This is a genomic window from Devosia sp. (genome assembly GCF_035944845.1).
GTDB lineage: Bacteria > Pseudomonadota > Alphaproteobacteria > Rhizobiales > Devosiaceae > Devosia_A.
The window spans coordinates 74,726-88,722 of record NZ_DASZAW010000067.1 but is presented as its reverse complement, the minus strand read 5'-3'; the positions used below and the strand labels follow the sequence as shown (position 1 = coordinate 88,722).

17 protein-coding genes, 1 tRNA gene and 1 pseudogene are annotated in these 13,997 nt (G+C 65.3%); 9 read left to right on the top strand and 10 right to left on the bottom strand.

The genetic code is table 11. The features are described from left to right. Positions 1-74: 74 nt before the first annotated feature. Positions 75-1,040, top strand: coding sequence for a CBASS cGAMP-activated phospholipase (locus VGV07_RS12400; protein WP_326869008.1), 966 nt, complete (start codon positions 75-77; stop codon positions 1,038-1,040). 276 nt (positions 1,041-1,316) lie between these two features. Here VGV07_RS12400 and VGV07_RS12395 read toward each other — a convergent pair. Beyond that, positions 1,317-1,406 (bottom strand) — tRNA-Ser (locus VGV07_RS12395). Between the two features lie 241 nt (positions 1,407-1,647). Here VGV07_RS12395 and VGV07_RS12390 point away from each other — a divergent pair. The 3 genes from VGV07_RS12390 to VGV07_RS12380 all read left to right on the top strand — a co-directional run bounded on the left by VGV07_RS12390 (position 1,648) and on the right by VGV07_RS12380 (position 2,662). Next, the gene (locus VGV07_RS12390) at positions 1,648-1,971 is read left to right on the top strand and encodes a hypothetical protein (RefSeq protein WP_326869007.1); all 324 of its coding nucleotides are present in this window, start codon (positions 1,648-1,650) and stop codon (positions 1,969-1,971) included. A gap of 14 nt (positions 1,972-1,985) precedes the next feature. Then, a complete protein-coding gene (locus tag VGV07_RS12385) occupies positions 1,986-2,330 on the top strand; it encodes an MmcQ/YjbR family DNA-binding protein (protein ID WP_326869006.1) in 345 nt (114 codons plus the stop codon). A gap of 65 nt (positions 2,331-2,395) precedes the next feature. Beyond that, on the top strand, positions 2,396-2,662 hold the full coding sequence (locus tag VGV07_RS12380) for a hypothetical protein (RefSeq protein ID WP_326869005.1): 267 nt from the start codon (positions 2,396-2,398) through the stop codon (positions 2,660-2,662). 377 nt (positions 2,663-3,039) lie between these two features. On the opposite strand, the gene VGV07_RS12375 is transcribed toward VGV07_RS12380, so the two are convergent. The 6 genes from VGV07_RS12375 to VGV07_RS12350 all read right to left on the bottom strand — a co-directional run bounded on the left by VGV07_RS12375 (position 3,040) and on the right by VGV07_RS12350 (position 6,492). Continuing rightward, the gene (locus VGV07_RS12375; protein WP_326869004.1) at positions 3,040-3,675 is read right to left on the bottom strand and encodes a peroxiredoxin; all 636 of its coding nucleotides are present in this window, start codon (positions 3,673-3,675) and stop codon (positions 3,040-3,042) included. A gap of 330 nt (positions 3,676-4,005) precedes the next feature. Beyond that, positions 4,006-4,344, bottom strand: coding sequence for a hypothetical protein (locus VGV07_RS12370; protein ID WP_326869003.1), 339 nt, complete (start codon positions 4,342-4,344; stop codon positions 4,006-4,008). Positions 4,345-4,488: 144 nt separating this feature from the next. Next, on the bottom strand, positions 4,489-5,037 hold the full coding sequence (locus VGV07_RS12365; RefSeq protein WP_414649945.1) for a CreA family protein: 549 nt from the start codon (positions 5,035-5,037) through the stop codon (positions 4,489-4,491). A 219-nt stretch (positions 5,038-5,256) separates the two neighbouring features. Beyond that, positions 5,257-5,568: a SelT/SelW/SelH family protein gene (locus tag VGV07_RS12360; RefSeq protein WP_326869001.1), complete on the bottom strand. Its 312-nt coding sequence runs from the start codon at positions 5,566-5,568 to the stop codon at positions 5,257-5,259. A gap of 46 nt (positions 5,569-5,614) precedes the next feature. Continuing rightward, positions 5,615-6,052: a cyclic nucleotide-binding domain-containing protein gene (locus VGV07_RS12355; protein WP_326869000.1), complete on the bottom strand. Its 438-nt coding sequence runs from the start codon at positions 6,050-6,052 to the stop codon at positions 5,615-5,617. Positions 6,053-6,066: 14 nt separating this feature from the next. Continuing rightward, positions 6,067-6,492 carry a cyclic nucleotide-binding domain-containing protein gene (locus VGV07_RS12350; protein ID WP_326868999.1) on the bottom strand — a complete coding sequence of 142 codons (426 nt, stop codon included), beginning with the start codon at positions 6,490-6,492 and terminating at the stop codon, positions 6,067-6,069. Positions 6,493-6,760: 268 nt separating this feature from the next. Here VGV07_RS12350 and VGV07_RS12345 point away from each other — a divergent pair, with 268 nt between their 5' ends. Then, entirely contained in the window at positions 6,761-7,747 is a 987-nt protein-coding gene (locus VGV07_RS12345; RefSeq protein ID WP_326868998.1) for a heparan-alpha-glucosaminide N-acetyltransferase, read from the top strand. A gap of 225 nt (positions 7,748-7,972) precedes the next feature. Here the strand turns inward: VGV07_RS12345 and gnd are convergent, their stop codons facing one another. Beyond that, a complete protein-coding gene (gene gnd, locus VGV07_RS12340) occupies positions 7,973-8,950 on the bottom strand; it encodes a phosphogluconate dehydrogenase (NAD(+)-dependent, decarboxylating) (RefSeq protein WP_326868997.1) in 978 nt (325 codons plus the stop codon). 89 nt (positions 8,951-9,039) lie between these two features. Between gnd and VGV07_RS12335 the strand changes: the two genes are divergently transcribed. Then, positions 9,040-9,909, top strand: coding sequence for an NAD(P)-dependent oxidoreductase (locus tag VGV07_RS12335; protein ID WP_326868996.1), 870 nt, complete (start codon positions 9,040-9,042; stop codon positions 9,907-9,909). 6 nt (positions 9,910-9,915) lie between these two features. Next, the gene (locus tag VGV07_RS12330) at positions 9,916-10,581 is read left to right on the top strand and encodes a LicD family protein (protein ID WP_326868995.1); all 666 of its coding nucleotides are present in this window, start codon (positions 9,916-9,918) and stop codon (positions 10,579-10,581) included. Here VGV07_RS12330 and VGV07_RS12325 read toward each other — a convergent pair. Continuing rightward, positions 10,571-10,987, bottom strand: a pseudogene (locus VGV07_RS12325) (adenylyltransferase/cytidyltransferase family protein); the annotation flags it as partial. The gene VGV07_RS12330 and the pseudogene VGV07_RS12325 overlap by 11 nt on opposite strands. Positions 10,988-11,205: 218 nt before the next feature. Between VGV07_RS12325 and VGV07_RS12320 the strand changes: the two are divergent. Both VGV07_RS12320 and VGV07_RS12315 read left to right on the top strand, forming a co-directional pair. After that, a complete protein-coding gene (locus tag VGV07_RS12320; RefSeq protein ID WP_326868994.1) occupies positions 11,206-12,507 on the top strand; it encodes a sorbosone dehydrogenase family protein in 1,302 nt (433 codons plus the stop codon). Between the two features lie 138 nt (positions 12,508-12,645). Further along, complete coding sequence (locus tag VGV07_RS12315; protein ID WP_326868993.1) at positions 12,646-13,338, top strand: outer membrane protein; 693 nt, start codon at positions 12,646-12,648, stop codon at positions 13,336-13,338. Here VGV07_RS12315 and VGV07_RS12310 read toward each other — a convergent pair. Beyond that, the gene (locus VGV07_RS12310; protein ID WP_326869030.1) at positions 13,326-13,814 is read right to left on the bottom strand and encodes a helix-turn-helix domain-containing protein; all 489 of its coding nucleotides are present in this window, start codon (positions 13,812-13,814) and stop codon (positions 13,326-13,328) included. The two genes, VGV07_RS12315 and VGV07_RS12310, sit on opposite strands and share 13 nt — an antisense overlap. Positions 13,815-13,997 lie beyond the last annotated feature (183 nt).

Genomic DNA, 13,997 nt, shown 5'->3' with positions numbered 1-13,997 from the left:
GACTCGGTTGCGCAAACATAGCGCATCACCACGTAGGAACATATATAGAACACGACAATTACCCGGAGATTCCCATGGCATTCCAGATTCTCAGCCTCAGCGGCGGCGGTTACCGCGGCTTGTTCACGGCGGAGATTCTTGCTCGGCTAGAGGATCGTGCAGGCAAACCGTTAGCGCAGTGCTTCGACATGATCGCCGGCACGTCCATTGGCGGCATCATGGCGATTGGGCTTGCCCTAGGGAAACCGGCGGCGGAAATCCGCGACATATTTCAGAGAAATGGTACCTCGGTGTTCCCAACGAAGATGCCGGTGATCGGCAAAGGTTTGGCCACGATCAAGGGGATTTTTCTGCCTCAGTATGACGGCGTTGCGCTCCGCAGCACGATTGACGAGGTAATTGGGAGTACTGCAACGATTGCTGACTGCCGCACCAGACTTCTCGTTCCGGCCGTCAACGTCACCGCTGGGCGGCTCCAGATGTTCAAGACGCAGCACGATGGTCGCCTGACGGAGGATGGCCGTCGCAATGCCATGGAAGTGGCTTTGGCAACGTCGGCAGCGCCTCTATACTTTCCTCTCGCAAAGGTCGGAAGCAGTCTCTACGCAGACGGCGGCTTGGCAGCCAACGCCCCCGACGTCTGCGCGGTCCATGAAGCCGTGCACTTCTGCAATCAATCCATCGACGATGTGAGCGTGCTCAGTATCGGGACTACGGCTCCGGGCTTTGGGGTGCCCTCGTCGAAGGGGAGCAAATGGGGCGCATGGAAGTGGGTGATCAGGCGTCCACGGTTGGTCGACATAGCGTTCGGCGTTCAACAGCAGATGGTAGACTTTATGATGCGTCACGATTTGGGGGAACGGTACCTCCGTATCGACGAGACGCCGTCCGCTGAGCATCTCGAAGACATTGGTATCGACGTCGCTCAGGAAAAACGCCAGGCGACGTTATTGAGCTTGGCAGAGCACGCCTTCCGACGAGAGTCCTCCAGCACCCGCCTCGCCCAATTTCTACGGCATGCCCCGCCTGCGTACTCGTAATTGAAGTAGTGTTTTCGCGTTCCGCTCTGGCAGCCGCCGAAACCTGCGGCGCAACCTCAGATTGGCAGTGTGAGTGACCGCTTCTGGCGCGAAGCAGTCCTTCGTGCAACCGAACCACGAAACTGCTCGATTCAGAATCCGGGCTGTTGCACGCGCTTTTGCGCCCAGAATCGCGCTCTGGTGAGACGGTCGCCGATGAGAAAACGTGGGCTAAGGAATTGATATTGCCAGCTGACTCGTTGTGGCTGGGAAACTAGTCCGAAGCAGCAGACTGCTTGGCGGAGAGAAAGGGATTCGAACCCTTGAGACGGTTCCCCGCCTACACACTTTCCAGGCGTGCGCCTTCGACCACTCGGCCATCTCTCCGCATGCAGCGGGCCGGGCGGGCCCGGGGTCTGCGTGCCCGGCGGCCTGAGCCGGCCGGAGCGGGCGCAATATACTCATCGACGTGGTGACCGCAAGGCACATAACGCGCCGATGACGGGGATTGCACCGAGGCGCGGGCAAAGTTGTCTTGTCCCGGCCGCGGACCACGTGGCAAAAGGGTGCGCAGCAGTCGGTGGGCATTGGGAACCCGCACGGCGCATCCCGGACGCGACGGACCTCGATGCGGCTTTTTCTCAGGCTTTTGGGCACCTGGCTTCTCGGCGTGGCGCTGATCCTGCTGATCATCGACGGCACGCGCTCGCTCGGCGCCAACCAGTTGCTGTTTACGTCGTTCGCCGAAAACTGGACCTGGCTCAATGCCGAGAGCCTCGCCACGGTGCGCGAGTTCCTGGCCGGGCGCTTTTTCGGCATTGTGCTCGAGCCGATCTCCGAGGCGATCTTCGCCATGCCGGGCTGGGCGGTGCTGGCGGTGCCCGGCGTGCTGCTCGCCTGGGCCGGCCGCTCGCGCAAGACCCGGCTGTTCGTCCGGCACGACCAGATCTAGCAGGAGCGCTGCGCTTGGGCCTGCACGACCGCGACGACTTCACCGAATTCGTCTCGACGCTCGCCGGCGTGACGCTGCACGAGCAGTGGGAAGCGCTGGTCGCCAAGGTCGGCGGCAAGGTGTTCTGCCTGCTTGGGGATGCCTCCGGCGACCTCGTGTTCAAGGTGGGCGAGATTGCCTTCGACGGGCTGACCGGGCTCGAAGGGATCGAACAGGCGGCCTATTTCGCCAAGCGGCAATGGGTGCGGGTTTCGCCCGGAGCGCTCGAGGCGGCGCTCGCCGAGGGCTATATCCGCGAGTCGCACCGGCTGATCGCCGACAAGCTGACCCGCAAACTCAAGGCCGAACTCGGGCTTTGACTGGCCGTTGACGAAGTCGTCCGGGCCTTCTTAACTACCCCACCACAAGCCATGAGGGGGCGAGGATGGTTGCGGGATTGCTTTATGTCGTCGGGCTGATTGCGGTGCTGGCGACAATCGTCGTTGCGGGCTATGGGGCGCCCGGCCTGATCCAGATGATCAATACGTCGCTCGATACGCCCGGCTCGGACCTGATTGCCACATTCGTCGACGTGGCGCGGCTGATGCAGTGGGCGGTGCTGCCGTTCGTCGGCGGGCTGGCGCTGATGGGGCTGGGGCGGATCGTCATGCTGCTGGGCGCCATCAACCGGGCGCTGCGCGGCAACGCCTGAGGGCGGACGGGTTCTGATTGAGGTGTCGCCTCACCCACGGTGTCACTCCGGCGCAGGCCGGGGGCCATCCTAAGGTGGTGCGGTTGCGAGCACGAGCCGATGCATCTCAGGATGGTTCCCGGCCTTCGCCGGGACGACACCGAGTTTGTGGCACAGTTTAGAGACAAGCGAGCTGATTGCCTGCCCACCATCTCGCCTCCCCACCGGATGTCATCCCAGCGAAAACTGGGACCCATTTCACAGCCCGCACCACGGGGAGAGTTGGGTCCCAGCTTTCGCTGGGATGACATCGAGTGAGTGGGACACTCCGTCGACCAAACTGAAACGGGCGGCCCTCGCGGACCGCCCGTTCGACATCTCTGACGCTACAAAACTGATCAGGCGCGCGGCTGCGGCACGATGCGCAGGTACGGCTTCAGCGTCTTCCAGCCTTCGGGGTATTTTTCGCGCGCCGCTTCGTCGGAGACGGCGGGAACGATGATCACGTCCTCGCCCGACTTCCAGTTCACGGGCGTCGCCACCTGGTGCTTGGCGGTCAGCTGCAGGCTGTCGATGACCCGGATGATCTCGTCGAAGTTGCGGCCGGTGGAGGCCGGATACTCGATCTTGAGCTTCACCTTCTTGTCCGGCCCGACGACGAAGACCGACCGCACGGTCAGCGAGTTGTCGGCGTTCGGATGGATCATGTCGTATTTGCGTGCGACTTCGCCATCGACATCGGAGATCAGCGGGAAGTTGAGCGTCGCGCCCTGCGTCTCGGCGATATCGGCGGCCCAGCCGGCATGGTTCTCGAGCTTGTCGACACTGAGGCCCAGCACCTTGACGCCGCGCTTGTCGAACTCGGGCTTGAGCTTGGCGGTATAGCCGAGCTCGGTGGTGCAGACCGGGGTGAAATTCTTCGGGTGCGAGAACAGCACGGCCCAGCCGCCGTCGATGTAATCGTGAAAGCGGATGCGACCTTCGGTGGTCTCCGCCTCGAAATCGGGGGCGGTATCGCCGATGAGAATTGCCATGATGAACTCCTTGATGCGGATCGTTGCCGTTTCCGGCGCACAGAGCAGGATTGCGGTCGTCGCCCTCCAGCTCTACGTCCTGTTTTTGTCGCGAGATCGAACCGGAAAGGTCCCAGAACCTTTCCTGATCACGCTCCGGCCGCGCGCAACTATCGAACGCGGCCCAGCCGATTGCGACTGCGCCGCATGAAATCTTTTTGTGTTTTGCCGTCAAGCGACAACAACCGCTTCCCCGAGCGCCGGGCTGGCAGCAAAATCAGTGTGATAGGTGGGTTTCAGCCGCGCGGCACGAGGTTCGGCAGGGCCACGGTTTCGGTGAAACTGCAGGGGTCAGATGAGCCCGCTGGCGAAGCCGCGTTCCAGGGCCACGGCGATTGCCATTGGCGGGACCAGCGCCACGGCCAGAGCCAGCGGCTGGCTGAGCCGCGCGATCCGGGCGATGAGAAACACCACGATGATGAAGACCAGCGAAGCGATAATGGTCGCCGAACCCTGCTGAAATAGCGGCAGCCAGCTGAACATGATCGTGCCTCCCGAAGCCCGCTGACGGGCATCGGGGTAGCGTGCGCGCGCAGAACTTGCGCCGACGTTGCCGGGTTCGGTCGGGCTTGAATCGAGTTTGAACGATGCGGATCTGAGGGAGCGCGGCTTTTCGGCCGTCGTGTGCATTGGCACAGCCACTCCCACTCGCCGCGTGTGGTCCCGGCGAAAGCCTGGACCCATCTCTCCGCTTGAGCTGTGGCGAGTTGGGTCCCTGCTTTCGTGAGGGATGACACCGAGTTCGAGAAAGCTGCAGTGGCTAAGCCCAGAGCGTCAGATGCCACCCGCGGCCGTGCCGGCGGGAGCTGCGGCCGCTGCGGGCGAGCCCTTGGGGGCGCCGTTGCTCCAGGTGACCTCGAGGCCGGTGAGCGGCACCACCGAGAGCGACATCTTGCCCGAACCCTGCTGCAGCTCGCGCGAGTGGGCGAGATAGACCAGCGAGTTGTTCTCGGCATCGTAGATGCGCGAGACGCGCAGGCTCTTCCAGATCAGCGAGCGCGACTGCTTGAAGATTTCTTCGCCGCCCTTGTTGGTATTGATGTTGCCGATGGTGATCGGGCCGGCCGCGGCGCAATCCACCGCCGAATAGGACGGATCCTCGAACCAGTTGCCCTGCTGCAGCCGGTCGATCAGCGAGCGGTTGAAATAGGCGACGTGGCAGACCACGCCCTTAACCTCGGGATCGGCGACCGCCTCGACATTGATGTCGTTGCCGGTCCAGTCGACCCCGACGCGGCCCACATCGGTGCCGTTATTGTTGCCGCACGCGGCAAGCGCGCCGGTGAGGACGAGGGCGAAGCCGAGGGAGGCGAGGCGCTTGATCATGCGATGGGTCCAGGGGTTCGGGTTGCGGACGGGCGTGATGTGGGGACCGCGCCGGGCTCACGCAACGGCTGAAGCCGGCAAATGTTGCGAAGGCTCATCGCGTGGGGTGCCTCGAACTGGAGCCGGGGCGGGCTGCCCCCCACCCCTGTCCCCTCTCCGCAAGGGGACGGCATGGGGTCGCCCCGAGGGGAGGGAGACGTCGGACCAAGACCGGCGTCAGGAGTGGCCGTGCCTGGCGGCCGGGCCGTGCGGGTGGTCGATATGGCCGAGATCACGACCGGGATCGATGCGGTCGCGCACCAGCTGCTTGATCTGCTTGGCGTCGGGGAAGCCGCCGTCGCGTTTGCGCTCCCAGATCAGCACGCCATCGAGATGGATCTCGAAGATGCCGCCGGTGCCGGGCACGAGGCTCACCTCGCCCATCTCGAGGCCGAAGGTGGAGAGCACCTCCTGCCCCATCCAGGCAGCGCGCAGCAGCCAGTTGCATTGCGTGCAGTAGGTGATGGCGAGCTTGGGTTTATCGGTCATATCTGCGGGCCCATCCGACAGGTTATGGCGAGTTTGGGCTTGCCGGTCATATCTGCGGGTCCCCCCAGGAGGAGAACACGTTGGTCGGCAGCACGAGGACATCGTCGTCTGCGGCCTCGCGGCTCTTCAGCGCCACCAGTTGCGCCGTGGTGGCATTGACGCGTTGCGCCAGCAGACGGGCGATCTGCAACAGCCAGGACGGATGCGCCTCCAGCACTTTGAGCGCATCGTTGATGACATAGAGCTGCACGTCGGTCACTGCGCGGACCGTCGCCGAGTGCGGGCGTTCCAGCAGCACGCTCATCTCGCCGAAAATCGCGCCAGGCTGCTTGATGGTGGAGACGAACTTGCCATCGCGCAGCACTTCGACCTCCCCTTCCTTCAGCACCATGATGCTGCCGCCGGCCTGCCGGCCCTGCACGATCAGCTCCGAGCCGGCAGGGAAGAAATCGAACTTCAGCCAGCTTTCCGTCTCTTCAGCCACCAGAGCAACTCCCGCTATTCGAGCAGTGCGAAAATCTTGTCGAACATCACCTGGTCCTCGCGGACCTTGGCCTGCCGGCGCATATCGACCAGCAGCGCCGTGGTCTTGTGCAGCCGCGCCGCGAGGAGCCTCGCGATGTGCCTTGCCGCGGCCGGATGGGCATCGAGGAAGGCATCGGCGTCGTCGGCCACATGCACTTCGGCGCCGTTGCGGGTCCTGACAGTGGCCGAATGCGGCAGGTCGAGCAGCGCCGACATATCGCCGATCACCGAACCGGGATCACCGATAGCGGCCACCGTGCTGCCGTCGCGCACCACTTCGAGATCACCGGATTTGAGGATGTAGAGCTTGCCGGTCCGAGCTCCCTCGTTCACCAGCACCGCGCGCGGCCCCAACACGCTCACCGGCAGCGTCGCCGCCGCCACGAGGATCTGCTCCATCAACTCGCCTTGCACCCACCCAAATACATCGCACCGATGGTAGCCGAGCTTTGCCGGGATGCGAAGGCGGCGACGTAGACGATTTTGCTGGAGCTCAGTTGCAGGCGACGCGTAGGGAGGCGCCGCGCCGGCCACGGCCGATCCGGCCACGGCCGATCCGGCCAGGGCCGCGCTCGACCGGGTGCCGAACCCGCATCCGACTTGCAGCGCTTGAGCCGCCGGTCGGCGTTCCACTATGGTCGCGGCAGGCGAGCAGGAGTTGCATCAGGTGAGTCGTGACGTGAGCAGCGGGCAGCGCCCCCGCTACCAGCTGCTCGATCTGCTGCGTGGCGTGGCGATCATCGCCATGGTCATCTTCCACATCGCCTGGGACCTCTATTATTTCGGCTACTCCGATGTCGACGTCACCACGGTGTTCGGCTGGGTGCTGTTCCAGAAGTCGATCCTCTCGAGCTTTTTGCTGCTGGTCGGCGCCGGGCTGGTGCTGGCGCATGGCAAGGCGATCCGCTGGAACAAGTTCTGGCGCCGCTTCGGCATTCTGGTCGGTTGTGCGCTGCTGGTGACGGCCGGCACCTACTGGATGTTCCCCGACTATTTCGTGTTCTTCGGCGTGCTGCATGCCATTGCGCTGTTCTCGCTCATGGGGCTCGCCTTCCTCCGTCTGCCGGCATTGCTGATAGCGGCCATCGGCGTCGCCATCATCGCGGCGAACCTGCTCTACAACGATCCCGTCTTTTCGAGCCGCGAGCTCGGCTGGATCGGCTTCTGGCCGACCTCTCCGCCGACCAGCGACGTGGTGCCGATTTTCCCGTGGCTTGGCGTGGTGCTGCTCGGCATCGCGGCGATGCGGCTGATCCTCGCGTCACCGCTCGGCGAGGATCTCGGGCATTTTCACAGCAATGAGCCGCTGGCGCGCGGGCTGGCGTGGATGGGGCGCTGGAGCCTGCCGATCTACGTGCTGCACCAGCCGCTGATCATCGGCGTGCTGTGGGGGCTGACGCAGCTCTCGGCGCCGGTGCTGGCGCCGCCGGTGACGAGCCTCAGCCAGGATTTTGTCAAGAGCTGCACCACTGCCTGCCTCGGCACGGGGTCAGACCTCAAGCGCTGCGATCGCTATTGCGGCTGTGCGGTCGAGCAGGTGGAGATCGGGAACCTGTGGGAAGCGGTAGCGGCGACCGACCCGACGCTTGAGCAGAACACGCAGCTTCGGGCCGTGGCGCAGCTTTGCACCGCGATGGCGGATGGGACGCCTTAGGGCGTGTTTTCAGCGGTTGCGCTGAGGCTCGCAGCTAGAGCATTTCACAGACGGTCCGCCCTCTCGCCTCCCCACCGGCTGTCATCCCAGGGAAAGCTGGGACCCGCGGCGAGGGCTCTGCCCTCGCCTGACATCAGCTGGCACGGGCTGCGAGTTGGATCCCAGCTGTCGCTGGGATGACACCGAGTGGGTGGAGAAGGCTGTGCGCCTTCCCGGCAGAGTGCCCTAGTTCTGTTCCTTATGCCCACCAAACCCGAGCCGCATGGCCGACAACATCTTCTCGGCGAAGTTGTGCTCCTGGCGGGAGCGGAAGCGGGTGAACAGGGCGGCGGTCAGGACCTCGGCCGGCACCGCTTCCTCAATTGCTGCTTCTACCGTCCAGCGGCCTTCGCCGGAATCGGCGACGTGGCCGGAGAAGGCTTCGAGCTTGGGGTCCTTGGCCAGCGCGATGGCCGAGAGGTCGAGCAGCCAGGAGGTCACGACCGAGCCGCGGCGCCACACTTCGGCAATGTCGGCGACGTTCAGCTCGAAGCGTTCGCCCGGCGGCAGCACCTCGGCGTTCTTGCTTTCGAGGATGTTGAAGCCCTCGGCATAGGCCTGCATCATGCCGTACTCGATGCCGTTATGGACCATCTTGACGAAGTGCCCGGCGCCGGCCGGCCCGGCATGGATGTAGCCCTGCTCGGCCCGCGGATCGAGGCTGCCGCGATTTGGCGTTTCCTCGATTTCCCCTTTGCCGGGGGCGAGCGCTGCAAAGATCGGATCGAGATGATCGACCGCGGCCTTTTCGCCGCCGATCATCAGGCAGTAGCCGCGCTCGAGACCCCAGACGCCGCCGGAGGTGCCGACATCGACATAGCGGATGCCGGTCTTCTGCAACTCGGCGGCGCGGCGGATATCGTCCTTGTAGTAGGAATTGCCCCCATCGATCAGGATATCGCCCGGGTCAACACACGAGCTCAGATGGGCGATGGTGCCCTCGGTGATCTTGCCGGCCGGCAGCATCACCCAGATGGCGCGCGGGCTTTCGGTCAGCGAAGCGACCAGCGCTTCGAGTGTTTCGGCCGGCCGGGCGCCTTCGCTACCCAGCGCGGCACGGGCGTTGGCGTCGATGTCGTAGACGGCGACATCGTGTCCGGCCCGCATCAGCCGTTTGGCGATATTGCCCCCCATGCGGCCTAACCCGACAATACCGATCTGCATGATGCACACTCCACTGTAGCGACTGACGCGGGGGGTGTTATACGCGACATCGAGAGAGCGGGGGCAGCCCCCGCCTGAGGAGAACAACTATGCGGGTAGTGATTACCGGGGGCGCCGGAAACCTGGGCAGCAAGCTCAGGGAGCACCTGGAAACGGCCGATTGGGTGGAGGAGATCGTCGCCATCGATATGGCCCCGTTCACGGCGGGCAAGAAGACCCGGGTGGTGGTGGCCGACCTCGCCGACCCCTATGACGAACGCTGGCGCAAGGAAGCACAGGCCGCCGACGGTATCGTCCACTACGCCTCGGCCAACCCGGCGCCGAACTCGAGCTGGGCCGAATCGGCCGCTTCGTTCGACATGACGGCGAACCTGCTCGAGCAGGCAGGCGGCGGCACCAAGCCTTGCCGCTTCATCTTCGCCTCGTCCAACCACGCCATGGGTGGCTACAAGGATGCGCCGCTGCCGGCCGACGGCAAGCTTAGGATGTCGACGCCGCATATCAGCGGCACCCGCTACTATGACGACGGCTACAAGTGGGGCTCCGCCTATGGCGCCACCAAGGCGCTGGGCGAGCGCGTCTGCGCCGCCCGGGCCGCCGCCACCAATGGCCGGATCACCGCCGTTTCGACCCGTATCGGCTGGTGCCAGCGCGGCGAGAACCTGGCGCGCACCATCGCCGGCAGCGGCGGCGGCGACCGCGGCGAAACCGACGAGGCGGTGATCAAACGCAACGCGCTGTGGTACCGCAACATGTGGCTGTCGAACGGCGACCACAACCGGCTGATGGTGGCGGCTTTGCGCGCCGACGCCAGCAAATGGCCGGCGCCGCACATCGTGGTTTCCGGCATGTCGAACAATACCGGCATGGCGTGGGACCTCGAGGAAGCACGCGAGTGGATCGGCTATGTGCCCGAGGATAATCTCTGGGCCGACCTCAAGGCCGCCGGGATCGAATAGAGCGCCATGCGCCTCCGCTTCGGCCCGCCACCGATCGTCCGGACCATCGACACGCCGTGGGCGCCACGGCGTCCCTTGGGAGACGTGCAGGACGAGGCGCTCCATGCCTTGGGGCTCGCGGTCGCGGCGCTGGAGGAAGCGGAGGCGCGTCCCTGGGTCACCTATGGCACGCTGCTGGGGCTGGTCCGCGAGGGCCGGCTGCTGCCCAATGACGATGATATCGACCTCGCCGTCAGCGGCGGCGCCGACCCCGCGCGCATCAGCGCGGCGATGCTGGCCCGCGGTTTTGTCGCCAACAACGAAGAGCGGGATGCCGAGGGCGTCATCAAGCAGAAGTTCGAGCTCGGGGCGATCCTCATTGATCTGTTCTTCGTTCGGCAGGCCGGCGGGTGGTGGACCGATCTGTCGCGGGCCGGCACGTATTCGGTACTGCGCTCGACGCATCCGCCGGTCGAGATCGTGCGCCGGCAATATGGCGGACTGGAGCTGCCGGTGCCGGCTCAGACCGAGGCCTACCTGGTGCATTGCTACGGGCCGGGCTGGCGGCAGCCGGTCACCGTCTGGAGCTGGTTTCTATCGCCGCCGAATGCCGAACTGTCGCTGCACTGGCGCGACCTCTACTGGTTCTACCGGCAGCGCCGCCGCTTCCTGAAGCGGCTGGCTAAAGCTTGATCCGCAGCGTTCCGGCCCGCAGCCGCTCGACCACCCGGGCGATGATATCGCGCGATGAGATGCCCTGGGTGTAGTGCACCACCTTGATGCGGCCGCTGGCGACGAGCTCGCCGTACCAGTAGTCCATCTGCTCGGTGCTCATGTCGTCGGCATGGCAGGCGAAATCGGCGCCGTAGCTGTCCAGATCCGCGATCGTCACATGCAGCGGCACCGGCGTTTCGATGACGCGATCCACCAGCCGGCAAGCGCGCACCACTTCGAGCCGATCGGCAAAGCCGAGGATCGGACGTGGCTTGTAGGTGGCCACCGCATCGTCGGAATGCAGCCCGACCACCAGCCGGTCGCCGAGCGCCCGGGCCTTCTCGAAGAACCTGATATGACCGACGTGAAAGAGATCGCAGACGCCATCCGCGTAAACTCAGACAGGCTTTCGCCCCGACCTGTCGTCCATCGCCACTCGCCCCGCCCTTGCTCGCACGATCGAGTAGCCCAGAACCGCCCGCAGTCCAACAGGTCCGTCGCAAGTTGAACGGCACTCCGCCGTTGCGTTCCGCGTCCGAGGCAAGTATGCGGCTGGTATGGTGCGCGCCCGGGCGGGCACTCCGCAAATTCCAGAGGGACAGCATGAGCTTTGCCGATTTCTATGCCCGCGTGGTTGCCTGGGTCGGCGCCGGGGCGATCCTGGCGCGCAGCTTCAACGAGCCGAAGCGCAGCCCGCTCTACGGCAGCACGCCCGATATCCCGGCGGCGCGGCCACAGGCCATCCCGACGCTGAAGATGCCGACGGCGCGCGGCTGGTCGGGCGACCACAAGCCAACTGCGGCTGCCGGGCTCAAAGTCAACGCCTTCGCCCGCGGCCTGAAGCACCCGCGCTGGATGCATGTGCTGCCCAATGGCGACGTGCTGGTGGCCGAGGCATTGAGCACCCCGGGTGGGGCGATCAAGACGCCGTTCGACTATGCCATCTTCACCACCATGCGGCGCGCCGCGGCGGTGGGGGAAAGCCCCAACCGCATCACGCTGCTGCGCGATGCCGATGGCGACGGCGTGGCCGAACAGCAGCACACGCTGCTCGAGAACCTCAACCAGCCGTTCGGCATGCAGCTGATCGGGGAGACGCTCTATGTCGGCAATACGGACGGCGTCTATGCCTACCCGTTCAAGGTGGGCGAGACGAAGATCACCGCGGCCGGCAAGAAGCTGATGGCGACCAAGCCGGGTGGGCACTGGACCCGGAGCCTGCTCGCCAGCAAGGACCAGACCAAGCTCTATGTCGGCGTCGGCTCGCAATCCAATATCGGTGATTCCGGCATGGCCGTGGAAGAGGGGCGCGCCTGCATCTTCGAGCTCGACCTCGCGACCGGCCAAAGCCGCATCTTCGCGGGTGGCCTCCGCAACCCGGTGGGCCTGGCGTTCGAGCCGACGACCGGCGAGCTCTACACCGTGGTCAACGAGCGCGACGGCATCGGCGACGAGACACCGCCCGATTACCTGACCTCGGTCAAGGATGGCGGCTTTTACGGCTGGCCGTACTCGTACTGGGGCAAGATCGTCGACGATCGCGTGCCGCAGGATCCGGCCAAGGTGGCCACCGCCATCGCGCCCGACTTCGCGCTCGGCGGCCACACCGCCTCGCTCGGCCTCTGCTGGCTGCCCGAGGGGACGCTGCCCGGCTTCGGCGACGGCATGGCCATCGGCCAGCACGGCTCATGGAACCGCTCGACGCTGTCGGGCTACAAGCTCGCCTTCGTGCCGTTCGCGAATGGCAAGCCGACCGGCACGCCGCGCGAGATCCTCGGCGGCTTCCTGTCGCCCGACGAGAAGGACTCCTATGGCCGCCCGGTTGGCGTGGTGATCGCCGCCGATGGCGCGGTGCTGATGGCCGACGACGTCGGCGACGTGATCTGGAGGGTTACCGGGGCTTAGGAAGCGTCCCGCCGCCAAAGCCGACTGCGGCACCGGTGGGCCCCTCCACGTGTGCGATTGCGCACCCCCAACGGATGACGCCCACATCACGCAGTAACCCGTAGTTTGGCCCGGCGCGAACTGATGGGGGGCCACACCATGCGAATTTCTGCGCTCATTCTACTTGCCGCTTTCGGCATCGGAAGCGGATCGGCTGCGGCGGCCGACCTGATCGTCGACGACCCCGAGGCGATTGCCGCGGCGGCGGATTACGATTGGTCCGGCGCCTATGCCGGCCTGTTCCTTGGCGCCGGCAACAGCGACGTCAGGCTGACCGAACCGGGCGGCCTTGCCGATCCGCTCGACCTCGCTGCCGGCGGCTGGCTGGCCGGGGTGCGGGCCGGTTTCAACGCCCAGGCGGGGATGCTGGTGTTCGGCGCCGAGGCTGACCTGGCGAAAACCTGGATCGGCGGCGACGACTCGACCACCGTCGGGCCCAACAGCCTCGACTACAGCTACGACATCGACTGGCTCGGCACCGTCACCGGCCGCCTCGGTTATGCCGCCGATACGCTGCTGCTCTATGCCAAGGGCGGGCTTGCTGCCGGCGGGGTGCGTTCAACGCTTACTCCCCCGGCGCCGCTGCCGGCGCCGCCACCCGAGTCCGCCGACGCCGTCGCCACCGGCTGGACCATCGGGCTGGGCACCGAGTTCGCGTTCAGCGAAAATGTCACGGCCGGGATCGAATACGATTTCGTCTCGCTGGCCTCAGAGCTCGACTATTCCAGTGGCAGCCTCGACGCACAGCAGGATCTGCACATCGTCAAACTCGGGGTGAACTACGGCTTCTGAGCCGCTGCCTGATAGGCGGCGTCGAGCTCCGCCAGCACCGAGCGCCCCGGCCTGGGGGCGCCGAGGTGCAGGTGGCGGAGTTCGGCCATGAAGTCGTCGGCCATGTGAGGCCCGCCCTCGGCCAGCGCGATGGCGCGGGCCGAAAGTTCCGGACTGGCGGGCAGGAACTGCGCACCCCAGGCGCCCAGCTGCACCATCACCGGCACCAGCGCGATGGCCATCTCGGTCAGGCTGTAGATGGTGCGCTGCTTGTGGCCGGGGTCGGCCGACGCCGTCACCAGCCCCTCCTCCATCAGCCGCTTCAACCGGTTGGCGAGGATGTTGGTGGCGATGCCCTCGAGCGAGTTGGCGTGCAACTCGCCGTAGGTGCGGAAGTTGCCGAACATGATGTCGCGCAGAACCACTAGGCTCCAGCGATCGCCGAGCACTTCGACCGACAGATTGATCGGGCATCCGGATCGGCGATCCACGGGCAGAGCTCCTCATCACCGCTTCATTGAACATTCCACTTGCAGTTTACAAGCAGTTTTCGGCCGGGTATACAACTTGCACCCTGCAAGTGGTTGTGACGATGGCGTCGATGCAGATATTTCTGTCTCGGGGTGTCGAATGGCGCTGCCGCCGCTCGTCTAGATGGCAGGACATTCCTGAGGGACGGA